At 34.5% G+C, this 14,153-nt stretch carries 16 protein-coding genes; 8 read left to right on the top strand and 8 right to left on the bottom strand.

Translation table 11 applies throughout. The annotated features are described in order from the left end of the window. Positions 1-33: 33 nt before the first annotated feature. The 6 genes from ABLB98_RS15480 to ABLB98_RS15455 all read left to right on the top strand — a co-directional run bounded on the left by ABLB98_RS15480 (position 34) and on the right by ABLB98_RS15455 (position 5,311). Positions 34-1,206, top strand: coding sequence for a MobA/MobL family protein (locus tag ABLB98_RS15480; protein WP_167588530.1), 1,173 nt, complete (start codon positions 34-36; stop codon positions 1,204-1,206). Positions 1,207-1,745: 539 nt separating this feature from the next. Further along, on the top strand, positions 1,746-2,669 hold the full coding sequence (gene repM, locus ABLB98_RS15475) for a replication initiation protein RepM (protein ID WP_023271596.1): 924 nt from the start codon (positions 1,746-1,748) through the stop codon (positions 2,667-2,669). 66 nt (positions 2,670-2,735) lie between these two features. After that, positions 2,736-3,275: a plasmid replication DNA-binding protein gene (locus ABLB98_RS15470; RefSeq protein ID WP_033134789.1), complete on the top strand. Its 540-nt coding sequence runs from the start codon at positions 2,736-2,738 to the stop codon at positions 3,273-3,275. A 208-nt stretch (positions 3,276-3,483) separates the two neighbouring features. Further along, positions 3,484-4,092, top strand: coding sequence for a hypothetical protein (locus tag ABLB98_RS15465; RefSeq protein WP_348883738.1), 609 nt, complete (start codon positions 3,484-3,486; stop codon positions 4,090-4,092). Positions 4,093-4,688: 596 nt separating this feature from the next. Continuing rightward, positions 4,689-4,919, top strand: coding sequence for an antitoxin (locus ABLB98_RS15460; protein WP_004282079.1), 231 nt, complete (start codon positions 4,689-4,691; stop codon positions 4,917-4,919). Continuing rightward, positions 4,916-5,311, top strand: coding sequence for a type II toxin-antitoxin system VapC family toxin (locus ABLB98_RS15455; protein ID WP_151805634.1), 396 nt, complete (start codon positions 4,916-4,918; stop codon positions 5,309-5,311). The genes ABLB98_RS15460 and ABLB98_RS15455 overlap by 4 nt, the downstream gene beginning before the upstream one ends. Positions 5,312-5,570: 259 nt before the next feature. Here ABLB98_RS15455 and ABLB98_RS15450 read toward each other — a convergent pair whose 3' ends face one another. The 5 genes from ABLB98_RS15450 to ABLB98_RS15430 form a co-directional block, all read right to left on the bottom strand. Continuing rightward, on the bottom strand, positions 5,571-6,224 hold the full coding sequence (locus tag ABLB98_RS15450) for a DUF3800 domain-containing protein (RefSeq protein ID WP_348883652.1): 654 nt from the start codon (positions 6,222-6,224) through the stop codon (positions 5,571-5,573). Positions 6,225-6,475: 251 nt separating this feature from the next. After that, positions 6,476-7,372: an SEC-C metal-binding domain-containing protein gene (locus ABLB98_RS15445; protein ID WP_151805636.1), complete on the bottom strand. Its 897-nt coding sequence runs from the start codon at positions 7,370-7,372 to the stop codon at positions 6,476-6,478. Between the two features lie 572 nt (positions 7,373-7,944). Continuing rightward, a complete protein-coding gene (locus tag ABLB98_RS15440; RefSeq protein WP_348883653.1) occupies positions 7,945-8,460 on the bottom strand; it encodes a hypothetical protein in 516 nt (171 codons plus the stop codon). Positions 8,461-8,830: 370 nt separating this feature from the next. Then, positions 8,831-9,328 (bottom strand): YfbU family protein, encoded by a 498-nt coding sequence (locus ABLB98_RS15435; protein ID WP_309171716.1) that lies wholly within the window; start codon positions 9,326-9,328, stop codon positions 8,831-8,833. Between the two features lie 86 nt (positions 9,329-9,414). Further along, positions 9,415-9,660: a hypothetical protein gene (locus tag ABLB98_RS15430; protein WP_018680089.1), complete on the bottom strand. Its 246-nt coding sequence runs from the start codon at positions 9,658-9,660 to the stop codon at positions 9,415-9,417. 208 nt (positions 9,661-9,868) lie between these two features. Between ABLB98_RS15430 and ABLB98_RS15425 the strand changes: the two genes are divergently transcribed. Next, entirely contained in the window at positions 9,869-10,858 is a 990-nt protein-coding gene (locus ABLB98_RS15425; protein ID WP_309171717.1) for an Abi family protein, read from the top strand. A 124-nt stretch (positions 10,859-10,982) separates the two neighbouring features. Here the strand turns inward: ABLB98_RS15425 and ABLB98_RS15420 are convergent, their stop codons facing one another. Next, a complete protein-coding gene (locus ABLB98_RS15420) occupies positions 10,983-11,216 on the bottom strand; it encodes a hypothetical protein (RefSeq protein ID WP_004762682.1) in 234 nt (77 codons plus the stop codon). A gap of 147 nt (positions 11,217-11,363) precedes the next feature. On the opposite strand from ABLB98_RS15420, the gene ABLB98_RS15415 reads away from it, so the two are divergent. Beyond that, positions 11,364-11,606: a hypothetical protein gene (locus ABLB98_RS15415; RefSeq protein ID WP_004762680.1), complete on the top strand. Its 243-nt coding sequence runs from the start codon at positions 11,364-11,366 to the stop codon at positions 11,604-11,606. A 72-nt stretch (positions 11,607-11,678) separates the two neighbouring features. Here the strand turns inward: ABLB98_RS15415 and ABLB98_RS15410 are convergent, their stop codons facing one another. Continuing rightward, positions 11,679-12,878 (bottom strand): hypothetical protein, encoded by a 1,200-nt coding sequence (locus ABLB98_RS15410; protein WP_004762678.1) that lies wholly within the window; start codon positions 12,876-12,878, stop codon positions 11,679-11,681. A 224-nt stretch (positions 12,879-13,102) separates the two neighbouring features. Continuing rightward, entirely contained in the window at positions 13,103-13,879 is a 777-nt protein-coding gene (locus ABLB98_RS15405; protein ID WP_004762676.1) for a hypothetical protein, read from the bottom strand. Between the last annotated feature and the right edge of the window lie 274 nt (positions 13,880-14,153).

Genomic DNA, 14,153 nt, shown 5'->3' with positions numbered 1-14,153 from the left:
TAAAAACCGGTCCAAAACCATTTAGAGGTGAACATGGCCAGCTACCATTTCAGCGTCAAAAACAAAAATAAAGGTTATGCAATGGGCCACTACCTCTATATTTCCCGACTGATGCAATACGAAAACGTCCGCAAGAAAAGTGACGAAATTTTAGAATACGTTGAACCTGGCAAATGCATGCCGTCCTGGGTAAAAGATCCAATTGAGTTTTGGCAAGCCGCTGATACTTTTGAGCGAGCCAATGCCAAAGTCTACATCGAGTATGAAATTGCCCTTCCCAACGAATTCACGCCAGACCAGCGTAAAACGCTCATAGAGACGTTTTTAGACAAACATATAGCTCCACAGCAATATCCACATTCATACGCCATACACAACGTTAAATCGCGTCTCAGCGGCGAAGAACAGCCCCATTGCCACCTCATGTTCTCCCTCAAAGCCGATGACGGCATTGAACGCACAGCCGAACAGTACTTTAAACGCTATAATCCCCAAGATCCGGCCAAAGGCGGTGCCAAGAAAATCCAGCTCCAGGATGGCCATGCTGATTACACCACTTACCTCCTGCATATCCGAAAAGCTTGGGAAAATCACCTGAATGACGCATTGGCAGAACATAGCCCAACCGTGACTTACCAGATCGATGGCCAGGAGATCCAAATTAAAAATCAAGTTTCGGCAGACAACTACGAAAAATACAACGAGATACACGGCACCCTCTACCTACCAGAACCCAAACTGGGGACAGGCAAACAAAATGAAACTGTGGAATACCTGACGGAAATCCAGAAAATCAGACAACACAATGCCAAAGAACGAGAACTGGAACAGCGCCAACAACACTTTGATCAACAGCATGAATACTACTACAGCTGCTCAAACGAACCCTTCAGCTCTCCTGAAGTGATGCACTACCTCAATCACCTCATTAAAAAAGCCAGCAACAAAAAAGAACTGGGCCACGATATCAACGAAATTATTCAAACCCAGCAACCGATCCTGCATCACGAAAAATGGGATATCGATACCATCAATTTTAATCTCAACAACGCCAGGTTATACCCTGAACCGGACATGGAGTTTAAAGTCCTATCTGTACAACCAAAACCAGTGATTGAACCAACATCACAGCCGAAGCCAAAACCTGAAATACACCCCTCACAGCTTGAACCGAAACGAAATGATTATGATGGTCTGGGTTTTTAAAAATGGATCTGGATCAGAAAGTACAGAGCGAGTGTCTACGAGCGATATCACCAAAAGTCGCGCCTCGGCCCTCTGAAAAACCGCTTTTTTAGGTTAACAAACCTAAAAAAGTGAAGTTTAGATGTCGAAATGAGAGCCTAGACCGAGCGAAGCGAGCATAAAGTTTTATGAGCGAAGCGAATTCCGAGTTGCTTTTGCTTTTTCTCAAATTCACGAAGGAATTAACCGAAAAATTGCCCCTGAATCGAGCGAAAGCGAGATTCAATAGAGTTTGAGCGTAGCGAAAACCACGGGCAATTTTTCATTCTCAATGTTTTTAATAATTTTTAATACTTTTAAATACTTTTAGAGTAGCTGAAAGCCTCTAATAGCAATAGTTTTAGAGGTAATACCACTACGTTTATCGACCTATATCACTACGTTTATCGACCTATATCACTACGTTTATCGACCTATATCACTACGTTTATCGACCATTTGACTACTTCAATATTTGATGTAGTATTACTACATGATTTTATGATGTAGTAATAAGAATAATGAAAGACTTAGTTGTCAAAGATAATGCTCTAATTAATGCAAGTTATAATCTTGATTTAGTTGAGCAAAGGCTAGTTCTACTAGCAATTATTGAAGCTAGACAAACAGGTAAAGGAATCAATGCTAATGATGCTTTAGTAATTCATGCATCCAGCTATATAGAGAATTTCGGTGTAGAGAAACATACGGCTTATGCTGTTTTGAAAGAGGCAAGTAAGGTCTTATTTGATAGGAGGTTCACTTATCAATCTTTAACAGATAAAGGGAATGTAAAAACTACTCATAGCCGTTGGGTAAGCGAAATTAGCTATATTGATAATGAAGCATCAGTAAGTCTTATCTTTTCACCAGCTGTCGTCCCATTAATTACAAGGCTTGAGGAACGATTTACTAGTTATGAACTAAAGCAAGTAAGTCAATTGACAAGCAGATATGCCACTAGACTTTATGAACTACTAGTTGCTTGGCGTAGCACTGGTCAAACTCCAGTATTTGAGATTTCAGAATTTAGGCAGCAACTTGGTATTGCGGATGATGAATATACGCGCTCAGATAATTTCAAAAGAAGAGTTCTAGATATAGCTATATCTCAAATCAATACTTTTACGGACATCAATGTTAAGTCTGAACAGCATAAAACTGGACGATCAATTTCAGGCTATAGCTTTTCATTTAAGCCAAAGACGTCAGTTAAAAATATTTCTAAAACAAGGAGTGAACAACTAGAACTGATTGGCCAATTGACAGATAAACAGATTCTTTTGTTCTCAGGTAGGTTAGCTTATGAACCCACATTCGCATCAAAATATAGTAAAGCAGGTGAAAGCTATGATGACTTTATAATTAGAATATCTAGAGACTTAACAGATCCTAAAAAAATTAAAGAATATTCTCCATATCTTAAAGAATTAGGATTCAAATAGGTTTGTAAATTGACTTTGTCAACTTAACAGTGAAGTATTAACTCAATTTAACTCCCAGTTTACAATATGAAAAAATTATCAGTTTCAGAATTAGCTAAGCTGTATGGATATTCAAGACAAGCTATATATGCTCATATAAATAAAGGAAATTTATCGAAAGGTTCTGATGGATTAATTGACTTTTCAGAAGCTTTAAGAGTATTTGGAGAACCCCAAAGTAAAGTATCAGATGTCAACTTACGTCAATCAACTAACAGTCAAAACTTGACTGAAGTTGACTTATTAAAACGACAGGTTGACATACTTGAAAAACAATTGAATCAAGCTTTACTTAGAGAAAACCAATCATTAGAGCGTGAATCTTTTTATCAAGAACAAATTGAAGCTATGCAACGTCTTTTAGAGGCCCCAAAACCTCATATCCCTACGTCTGTCGACCCAGAACCCACTCAGATGACAGAGGAAAATGAAGAAGAAGAAGTCGCAGCTATGATGCAAAAAGAACCAGAGGCTAGTGAAAATAAGCGCATTCCTGTGCCTGAGCACATTGAACCAGAGCCTGAGAAAAGGGGGTTTTGGAGTCGTTTTTTTAGACCCTATGATTAACCACGATTGTTTAACTGAGATGAACAAAGTTGTGCAACATTGATCAAATAATAGGCGTGGAACGTGAAAAATCATAAAAAAAGCCCACCTTGGGGAAGATGGGCTATCAACTAGAAACTACAGCATTGATTTCTAAAGAGAATTATAACGCATTACGTATAAGCTGTATTATGTTAATTTTAGCGAAACTTTATAACCGTAGAGTCCTATGACTGATACTTTAGCTAATAACTTTGATTACAAATGGAATATGTTATTCCCCAATAAGCTTCCTATTCCATATTTGTTTAAGCATTATTTCACAAAAAATTGGATTCGCTTACATAGTCTCCCTAACTCAAAAAGGTATGCTGATTGTGCTTTTGAAATTGATTTATTAATCAACAGACAAAATCAAATTATTAGTGATTGTTTCCCTCAAGGTACAACCCTTTTCATTGTCTCAGGGAATACCTTTATAGGTGACTCATCTATAGCCAACTATGATCAAGTATCCAAACTTTCATATAATTTTATTAGTGGGTCACGTATAAATTTACATGAAGTTGATCCTGAACATTTTGATGACGATGAAAACAATGATCTCTATTTCACGCCTATGTTTACTGAAGTAGTCTGGGAACAAAACTCACATGACGATCTATTACTTAAAATAGCTAACGATGAAACTCGTGCATTTTTAATATCTTTTGAGAAAAAGATAATTGTTGCGCCTTATGATGGCGGTTTAGATATAATTATTGACGATTTCACTTTAAAAAGTCAGATAAAACAGAAATATCATGAAATGTTGTCAGCGAGAGATGATCAACTATAGATGAGACCTAATTTTTCCTTTTTCTCATCAAGTTATTTTACATCCATTTAACATAATGGCGCTTATGCGAAACCATCTTTAATTATTTTAATTAAATCAATATCTTAAAAAATTTTCATCACCCTAAAAAACAGCAAAAAGCCGACTCGGAAACAAGTCGGCTGCTTTTTAAGCGCTTTTGTCACTTTTAGCCAATAAAATCGGTTAAAAAATACTCAAAATTTCAGTTTTTCTTGATTTCTAAAGGCTCTCATTTCTGAAATTATCCCCATTTCCTGCGGACAATTCTTGGGATAATTTGAGGATATATGCATGTACGTTCTGGCGTACAGTCATTCAGGAAATCTACCAATAGGCAGATCTCTCTCGATTTCATATCATGGCTTCATTGAGAACAGGATGTTCCAAATAAAAATAATAAGATCAGCGACAGGACGCGAGGGATGACAGGAGTTGACCCTAGTACCAAATACGAAAAACCCCGACAGGATGTCGGGGTTTTTTATTGTCTTATGATTTTAATTGCTCTTTGACTCTACAAGATTTAATGCTATGGTATATACCAATGATACATATCTTGGTTTCGGGAGGTAATTATGGAAATTGCGAAAGTATTTCAAACTGGTCGCAGTCAGGCTGTTCGCTTGCCTAAAGCCTTTCGCTTTAATGGCACGGAAGTGGCCATCAAAAGCTTCGGACGTGGCGTTTTGTTGATGCCAATCGATAATCCTTGGGATGTAATGCTTGAAGCAGTGAATGAGTTCGAATCTGGATTCCAATTAGAACGTGCTGATCAGGGGGAACAGTTCCGTGAGGAGTTCAAATGATTTACCTCTTAGACACAAATATTTGTATCTATGTCATCAACAATAAGCCTCAACACGTTTTTGAACGCTTTAAGCAATATCAACTCGGCCAGCTTGCGATTTCAAGTATCACGGCATCTGAGTTGGCTTTCGGTGTAGAGAAGTCTGGATCTGAACGCAATAAACAGGCGTTAAACAAGTTTTTGTCACCTTTAGAGATTCTTCCTTACGATGAACAGGCCATTTGGCATTACGCCAAATTACGCCAGAATCTTCAATCTATAGGTAAACCGATTGGCAGCTTAGATATGCTGATTGCTGCTCATGCCTTGGCATTAGAGGTTGTATTAGTTACGAACAATACAAAAGAATTTGAACGGATTGATGGTCTGAAGCTAGAGAATTGGGTCTAATCGCTATATCTAGCCCTATGCAGGGCTAGAATTCGCATAAGAGACTTTATGTTAAATAAAACAATTAAATGCTATATTTGATTTGAGGGACTGTACTTACTTTTCGTATTTAACCACGAGAGGAAAAAGTACCATGAAACTTAAACCAGTAATTGTAAGAGCCTACCAACGTTATAGAAATGGACAATGGGAATCTGTGTGTAAACATCGACGTTCATTACCAAATCGATAATGTTAGTTCTTAGTCCCTCACCTTTATTTAAAAGAACAAGTTCTTGTAACTTATACAATCTCTTAATAAGTTAAACGTAATACTGTTTGTATCTTCAAAATGCGATTGAATACATCCAGAAAGCATATCTGCAAATTGTAAATTTAAACTTTGATCACTAGAAATTGGTAAATAATTCAGTTTAGTAGAGGTCTGTTTTTCAAACCATAATTGTGTTTGTAAGTAATCAGGTAGGCTATTACCACTTTTCACTTTTATACTTCTTGGGTCAGGTATAAAAGTTACCTCTTCATATTTCGCCATTTCATTTAGTAATAATTTAGAAATCATGTAATTATAAAGTTTGTTCGGATCTAAACGAATGTGTTCCTGCACGTTTTGCTTACGCACAGTGATACTCATATATCTGATTTGGGGATAATTTGTACGGAGATTTTTCGCTTTTTCAGCAAATTCTAATTTTTCTTCTTGAGACATATGAGCCCATTTCTTTTCTTGATTAGTTGGCCAATCAAATTTTTCATAAAGTTTTTTTATAATTTTCTTAGGACGTTTATTGTCATCTGAAGGTGTTATTACACAAGCAATTGTGAGATAACGACTAGATCCACCTTGCCTGTAGGGATGATTAAAATTCCATCCTAAATCACCACTTTCATCTAAATAAATACATGCTTTCATAAAATTTTAGGCAAAAAAAAGTGCGACCCCTAGGACCGACGCCACTTAAATGACGCTTACGATACTCAAAAGAGCGTCGCGGTTATCTAGGATTTACTCGCACAACTGAATTATAGGGACTATTTAAAATAATACAATTACTGCTTGGTAAATATTTTAATGGATACGTAAACCTATATCATCATAATTTTCATAAAAATCAATGTTTTTATAAGATTGTAAGTAAAAAAAGCAAATAACTCAGATCAGTTCTACGCTATTTGAGTTTTTTCACCTAACTCTATTTTTCCATGACAGTGTTTATATCTATATCCACTATTACATGGACATAGTGCCGTTCTCCTACTAGGAATTGGTACTAAATTCCAATTTTGACGCCATTTTATTCCTAAATTTAACATCATACCAATACCGCAATTATATGAAAAATTTCCTATAAATTGATTTGTTTGAATGTTTGTACCTTTCGGTGAAACTTTTATATCTATACCAGATACTTCAAAGTTAATTTCAGAAATAGTTAGAGGGAATTCTAAGAAATCAGGGGCTTCTCTATTAAAATTCTTTTTAAATAGTTCTTTATTATTAATAATATAAAATTTAATTGATAGAAAATCCCCATTTTCATATTTAATCTCAATTTCTTTACCACTAGGGGGGCACTTAAAATCAATAGGATTTCCTATATTTTCCCAACAATTCTCTCGCATTACTAAACGTTCTTCCTTAGACACACTTAGCATTTCAACATTTACTAGTAAATAACCACTTTCATCCCTTGTTAAAGAAACTACATCATAATTATCAATCACGAGAGCACGAGGTGTTTCATAGTAGAAATTTCCTCCTACTACGGTTAATAATTTATTCCTTCTCCATTCAAAATTGCCTTTTACTTTTTCTGAATTAACCTTATTTTTTTTAAACTCTATCAATTGCTCGTTGGTATAAGCATGGTTATCAGCATTTTTATGATGCTGAGTACAAAGAGCAATCATACCCTCCGGTCTATGATGATTTTCAATACTCCAAGGTGGATCGAAATGATGCCATTCGAGATAAGGGTTTCCACAATTAGGAATAGGACAGCCAAATCCTACTTCCTGTCTAAGAGTTTGAATTACCTTTTTAGGGGGCGTTCTATTCATTGATTATCTGCTATTTGATTTTTAAAATTGTCTAAAATTAACATAATACAGCTTATACGTAATGCAATTTTTTATTTCTTATAATTCATAATCTTATGTCGATGTAAAAAGCCCAACTCAGCTGATTTGGGCTTTTTTTGTGACTTTTCACGTTCCACGCCTATTCTTTGATCAATGTTTCACGCTTTTGATTAGCTCTCGTGAACAATAACCTCAGCCATTCGGCAAGAAAAACCGGCTTTACTCAGGATTACGTCAATGTCAGCAGTAAATGTAATTAATGAAAATGACGATGAGAGAGAAATTGCTTCTCAGGCAGCTTGTGCACTTCGAGAAAGCTTTATTCCGATACATTACCTTGGTTCTCTTCAATGGCTTTTATGGCTTCAGCTTTAAATTCTGCGGTGTAAGTCTTCTGTTTCTTGCTCATGGTAAACTCCTAATGAGTATGTATAGTTTACCAAGTTAAACCCTCCTGTTTTTTAAGCACACATCAAACCCGGTACGGTTCAGAACGATACCGCCAATAAAAAGGTGAAAAGCTTTAATTTCATCTTGAGTAGGCCTAAAAATTAATTACATATAAAAGAAACGATATCATTATCAGTCCAATCTGGTGTTGGAGTATACCAATTACCTATATCTAGTGAATCAAGGCTTGTTCGGTCTTCTGTAGAAGCTTTTCTGATCTTATTCTTTTTACAATTAATTTCCATCTTCCCATATACATCGTATTCAACACCCTTTCGTAAATATGTGATGCTTTCAATATTGCCTTGAGATATATGGGAAAGAAGAAAGTAACGATTATTTTCATGTTCATCAGACATTGGAATTGCTATCTCAGATTGTTCTTTTTCGAGATATGGTTCAGGCTCTACTTCTTCAATTTGGTTTGTATATTCTTCTGATGTAGATGTGGAGCTAGGTGTAAATGATGGGGTTGAATTAATAGTCACAACAAGCAATAGAATAAATAACCCTCCTAAAATACTGAGTGAAATGAGAGTAAATTTTTTTAATTTACTAAAGATTGATGAACCTAGATAACTTTTTGGTTCTAGAGCACTTTTTTTTACAAAAGACATAGAACAGTAAGGGCATTTTGCGAATGTGGATTGAACCTTTTTATGGCAAGATGGGCAGTACATTACTGTCATAAGTTTTTATTTTTTAATTAAAAAGATATTTCTATTATATAGAAAGATGTCTGAAAAAAACAAAAAACTATCTATGATTAGAATATAGTGACATAACAAGAAATCTCTTATTCAAAATTTAAAAACTGGAATTTTCCACTAATTTTACTTCCATTTAACATAATGGCTGTTATACGAAATAAAAAAACCTAGGCATTGGCCTAGGTCTTAAATTTTAAAAAATAAATAAAAATTAAGGATATAGTCTCAATTTTAAACTTCACATAACGTGTATTATATTAATTTTAGGCACTCTTAATTATGCCTCTAAAATCTCGATTAGCTGTTCCTTAGTTAAGGTATAAGGCTTACCAAGCTCTTGCCATTTAGCAATCATTCGTTCATATACATGAACTTTAGCTGAATGGGAGTTTCTGTTGCCTGCTTGGATCACATCAACATAGCGATTATCTTTTTCCAGAGCATCAACAAAACTCATAAACTCAGGCTCATTATTCCCATCAAAACCTGGGAACTTTACTTGAGTATCTGAAATACCACTTTTATCAGACAATCGACTGTAAGTATCACCAATTAGTTCATAGACCTGTAGGATATCTAAAACAAGGTCAGCATCTTCCGATGGTAAGTTTTCAGAGAAGTAATCAAAACTTTGAGAGTATAGCCACTCATGACCATCTCGTAGCTGTTCAGCTAACTTAAAGTGATAATCCGAATTATCCGTATTTAAATGACCTAAAATTTCATGCTGATTAGCTAGAAATAAACGCTCTTTATCTGTTAATTCAATTTTCATTTATTCATCTTATAAAGTATTGGAACTCTATATATCTATTTATTATTTTATTTTTCAAGGTATTATCCATATTAATTTCACTTAATTTATATTCCTTGTTTTAGCTTTCGAACAAATGGACATCCATCTCTACCATATCCTCCAAAATCAGGACGTTCAGGGAAAAACCATTGTTGACCATTCCAATCAACGTCATGAGTAGTAGGTTTTTGTGGATTGAATACAACTTTACATACTCCAAAAGGAGAGTTGCTAGGATAAATATTCATAACAACGCAGTTACGATTACCTACCCTTATCCAATCATATGGTTTAATTTCTGGATGTTTCATAGCACTTTACCCCTTATTAGATACTTACTTTTAAAAATAATCTTTTAAATATTAAATATATATGAAAAAATGCTTTACTATTTAGTATATACTATCTAGTATATTAATTAGATACCGCTTCGCCTCTGTCAACATTCTTGACATATATATATCGAGTTATCGATATATTGCCTACTAAGCGGTTTTTTTTCGTCTGGAGAAAAGTTCCTTGTTGATCCCATACAACAAAAGCTATCTAACATTAGATCAACAAATTGAAAAACTTAAAGTCAATGGACTGATCATTCATAATGAAAATTACGCTAAAAAATGTTTAATCAGTTACAACTATTATCGACTTAGTGCTTATTGGCATTTATTCAGACAACGAGATCCAAATGATAGTACTAAAAAGTTAGGTAAATTCGAATCAGGTCATACTTTTGAAGAAGTTATACAAATTTATGAGTTCGACTATCAATTACGTAAACTAATTTTTGAAGCAATTACTGATATAGAAACATTTCTAAGAACTCAGGTCGCCTATCATATACCGGGTATCAACAATGATGCATTCGCTATGTATGATCAATCACTGTTCTACATGCGATCACGTAGAAATTTGAAAGGTATCGACTATCAGGGGTTGATGAAAGGTATCAACACTGAAATATCCCGTGCTAAAGGCGAAGACTTTATTAGTCACTTTAAGAATACTTATAATGATACTTATGATGACCACCCAAAACTACCATTTTGGGTGCTAACTGAAATTGTAAGTTTCGGCACTTTAAGAAAAATTTACAAACACCTTAAATCATCACATAAGCATTTAATAAGTGATAGTTTCAATATTGGTACGACATCATCAAGTTCACCATCTCCATATATTCATATAGATAAGGAAAACTTAAACAGTCATTTATTCTTAATTAATAAATATCGTAATGTTTGTGCTCATCATGGCAGGCTTTGGAATAGAAAAGTTAAGGATGTACTTACTGCTGATGCTGCTACAGAACTACAAATATCTGAGCATACAAATGGTGGGCTGTATGCCCTAATTATTGTCATTGCTAGATTACTAGAGCCTACGGGTCACGCTAAAGATTGGAAAGATTCAATATATTGTCTTTTAGAAAAAAATTTTCCGTTAGGAGATATCACAAAGTTTACAACACTCCCCTTGGACTGGCATAAGCATCCAATTTGGAAATAACCAAACCCCGATAAATATCAGTTTTTTTATTATATGCTTTACATTTTTTGAGATTATTTAACATAAAATCTCATCTACGAAATGCAGCTGTTAGAACCCAATTAAATCTTTAATTGGGTTAACGTCAAATACTATCTTGATCACGGAAAGCCCGAACTCTCTCAAAAATCGGATAAAAGTCCAGACCATCATCCTTCATATCTGAAATTACGATTGCAATCACTGCAATGCTAGTGGGCACTTTACCGTTCTTTTTATAGTTGGTAATTGAATTCGCATTCATATCTAAAAGTGCTGCAAATTCTTTAATAGAAAGGCCAGACTTACCTATAAGTCTTTGAAATTCTTCGTAAGGCATAGTTTAAAAAGCAGAATTGTTTTGATAGAAAAGTATAGCACAGATTATTTATTTACATTTAAACACATAAATAATGTTATTGACACATTATTTATGTGTTTAAATACTCTTATCAAGCAATTTTACTCTTTTGATAGGACTTGTTTTATGAACCATTTCGTACAGCCCAAGCTTCTTATTTCTTCTCAAGCAAAAAAGATTGGATTGACATTAATTAATGATCTTGAACTTTGCATAACAGCACGATTGGCTTTTTATCTGGATGTAAATCCTTGCTATGACGGCCATGAAGCAACATTCATTTGGACCGAATATTTTTTACAAGATCACCCTCAAGCCGAATTTTCTGAAGTTAGAGCAGCCTTTCTACAACTTATCCCAGGATGTTAAACGATGATAATGAAATCTGTATTTTATGAGTCAAATACAGATTTCAAATTCTCTTTTTTATAAGACTATGAATTAAATTTTCTCAAATAACTCTGCAGCAATCTTCCTAGCTAAATTATCTTTATCAACATCTAGTTCTGATAAATCTATAGCATATTGAATTGCCTCACGACCTGCGATTTCCATAGGTCCATAGTCATCATAATCCTCACCTGTATAAGCATTGTAGGCTCTAAAATCATCCTGCGTGAAATCAACTCCACACATTTGAGCTAAGTAGATGTATAACCATGCTTCTCCATGATTTTTGAAAATTTCTTCATACAGGAAGTATTCAATAGCACTCGTATCACCTCGATTACACAAGTACAGAATCTGGTTGTAAACTGTTTCCTTGTCTGCATCCAAATTAATTTCATGAAGATTCATAGGTGAATTTTTAATATAAGATTCAAAGTGTTCAGCTTGCTTTATGTATTCTTCATACTTTTCTTTATTTTTCTTAGTCTCATCAGAATTGATATATTTTTGTTTATGATTGTCCCAACGACTCCCAAAATTTGATTCATGTCGACCATAAGGAGCTATTTGATTTGCTAAATAACGATAATAAGCACCTAATAGAGCATATGCATCAGCATTCTTACGGTCTTTCGCATAAGATAAAATCTTTTCAAAAGCCTCCCCAATTTCTGAAAACTCGAAATATTCACCATCAAGTTCTAGGTGATCTACCATCCCATTTTCAAAATCGATATAACTTAGTGCTTTTCTTACGACATTAAAGTTAATAACTTCTAAGTTAAGCCATAAAAGTTCTCGATAGACCGTTTTAGAAATCGATAAATATAATTCCTCTGACGCATCGAATTTTAGTAAATCCTTAAGTCTTATGGTGATTTTTTTAATCTTTTCCAGTAAAGCATTACCTTCATAATCATCCCAATGAAGGTCATCTTCACTATAATTTAGATAATCTGTTTCAGGCGGATTTTTCAATATTTCTAGAGTTAGGGCATCAATTAATTCATGCTGATAATATTCTTCAGAATCATCATATTGAGCATCAAGTAAAAGATTTTGAGCAACAAAAGAGCTATAGGTCCTATAGTCCTGATCTAAAGCAATTAATTCATAAATATGTGAACGGCTAATCTTTACAGAATGCTGTTCCTGAATTTTTTTAGATAATTGAAATGCGAATTCTTGAATAGACATAATTTTCTCTACTTCCAACTCTAAACTCTTTATACAAAGAATCTTTGGTGTCATAAGACTTCTAGCAACGCATGTTTAAATGCTAAGAACCAAACGAGTTGATACTTAAGAAAATTAAATTTTAGATATGGCTTTAAAAATTAAACCTATGGTTTTTTATCCCTTTTCTACTCATGCGTAAGTACGGTAGGCGACCTTATTTTTAAAATAATAAATTTCGCATAAATTTACAATTGCCAAAATAGAAAAGTCAGCTAAAAAGCGGACAGTCAAAAAATTCATTCTTTTTCAGACCTACTTTTTATCTTTTTTTGAGCATCTATAATCGCTAAATCGAGAAGCGTTAAAGTCTGCCCTTTTAGGCTATATCCAGACAGCTGATGGAGAACCTCAAAAAGTAGTTGATACTTTTCTGTATTTGGTCGCTCTAGTGCCCAAACCTTTTTATAAAGTTGAGATTGACGAAATTTCCCGGCAAGAAAACGGTCAATTTCGATTCCTTTTAGAAACTTTTTACTGTCTAAATTTTCATCATCTTTTACTTTATAAAGACTTAAAACCCCACCGCCCACTTCAAACTTACGTTGATTTTCAGCTTTACGTTTTTTCCCGGCATCCTTTTTCTGAATCTGACTCAAATACAGCTCCAAGTCACTGTATTCAAGCTTTTGCGCTTTAAAATTCAGATAGCGCGTACACATTGTTTTCAGGATATTCATTTCAGCTGGATCTAGATCATCTTTTTTATAATCTTGGTACAGCTCCAAAAATTTTTCTTCATACTTAGTCCTTCCCGGAGTTCTCACCAACTCATCAAACAACAACTGAAGCTTCAAATGCTCACGGTACGGTTTTAACGCTTCTTTCACAAGAATCTGCTGAGCTTCAGACAACATTTCAAAGTTAAAGTCTTCAGCTTGTAGTGCATCAATAACCTGATTTTGAAGTTCCGAACGAGGATCTTTTTCTAATAAAAACTCAACGAAAGCATGTAACTCTGCCATTTGTAAAAGTTGAGAAGGTCTACCACGCTTTTTTGCTTTTTCTAGTGTCATATCATCGGCCACCAAATTTTCAGAACTGCAACCTCTTTAAATATGGTTTTACCATATTTAAAGAGGGCAGTCTGAAAATAATTATTTAAATAAAAAAATAAAATTTCTTGAAAAGAATTTCTATTTTTTTATTTAAATAATTCGCACTTGACAGTTTCTCCTCATCGGAGAAACTAGTACGCAATGGGGCGCTTCCCCCTTGACCCCCTTCAACCGGATTTTTCAGCCATTGAGGCATTCCAAATCCGGGCGGTTTTCATTTCGTTTCACTCCA

Origin of the sequence: Acinetobacter yuyunsongii (genome assembly GCF_041021915.1) — a bacterium.
Classification (GTDB): domain Bacteria; phylum Pseudomonadota; class Gammaproteobacteria; order Pseudomonadales; family Moraxellaceae; genus Acinetobacter.
This window is presented reverse-complemented; position numbering and strand designations above follow the sequence as displayed.

Excerpts from the sequence above, each read along its gene's own strand:
- ABLB98_RS15465 (WP_348883738.1), top strand. The coding sequence starts at position 3,484 with ATGACTGATACTTTAGCTAATAACTTTGATTACAAATGGAATATGTTA.
- ABLB98_RS15450 (WP_348883652.1), bottom strand. The coding sequence starts at position 6,224 with ATGAAAGCATGTATTTATTTAGATGAAAGTGGTGATTTAGGATGGAAT.
- ABLB98_RS15460 (WP_004282079.1), top strand. The coding sequence starts at position 4,689 with ATGGAAATTGCGAAAGTATTTCAAACTGGTCGCAGTCAGGCTGTTCGC.
- ABLB98_RS15405 (WP_004762676.1), bottom strand. The coding sequence starts at position 13,879 with ATGACACTAGAAAAAGCAAAAAAGCGTGGTAGACCTTCTCAACTTTTA.
- ABLB98_RS15430 (WP_018680089.1), bottom strand. The coding sequence starts at position 9,660 with ATGAAACATCCAGAAATTAAACCATATGATTGGATAAGGGTAGGTAAT.
- ABLB98_RS15435 (WP_309171716.1), bottom strand. The coding sequence starts at position 9,328 with ATGAAAATTGAATTAACAGATAAAGAGCGTTTATTTCTAGCTAATCAG.
- ABLB98_RS15455 (WP_151805634.1), top strand. The coding sequence starts at position 4,916 with ATGATTTACCTCTTAGACACAAATATTTGTATCTATGTCATCAACAAT.
- ABLB98_RS15420 (WP_004762682.1), bottom strand. The coding sequence starts at position 11,216 with ATGCCTTACGAAGAATTTCAAAGACTTATAGGTAAGTCTGGCCTTTCT.
- ABLB98_RS15415 (WP_004762680.1), top strand. The coding sequence starts at position 11,364 with ATGAACCATTTCGTACAGCCCAAGCTTCTTATTTCTTCTCAAGCAAAA.
- ABLB98_RS15470 (WP_033134789.1), top strand. The coding sequence starts at position 2,736 with ATGAAAAAATTATCAGTTTCAGAATTAGCTAAGCTGTATGGATATTCA.
- ABLB98_RS15410 (WP_004762678.1), bottom strand. The coding sequence starts at position 12,878 with ATGACACCAAAGATTCTTTGTATAAAGAGTTTAGAGTTGGAAGTAGAG.
- ABLB98_RS15440 (WP_348883653.1), bottom strand. The coding sequence starts at position 8,460 with ATGTCTTTTGTAAAAAAAAGTGCTCTAGAACCAAAAAGTTATCTAGGT.
- ABLB98_RS15480 (WP_167588530.1), top strand. The coding sequence starts at position 34 with ATGGCCAGCTACCATTTCAGCGTCAAAAACAAAAATAAAGGTTATGCA.
- repM (WP_023271596.1), top strand. The coding sequence starts at position 1,746 with ATGAAAGACTTAGTTGTCAAAGATAATGCTCTAATTAATGCAAGTTAT.
- ABLB98_RS15445 (WP_151805636.1), bottom strand. The coding sequence starts at position 7,372 with ATGAATAGAACGCCCCCTAAAAAGGTAATTCAAACTCTTAGACAGGAA.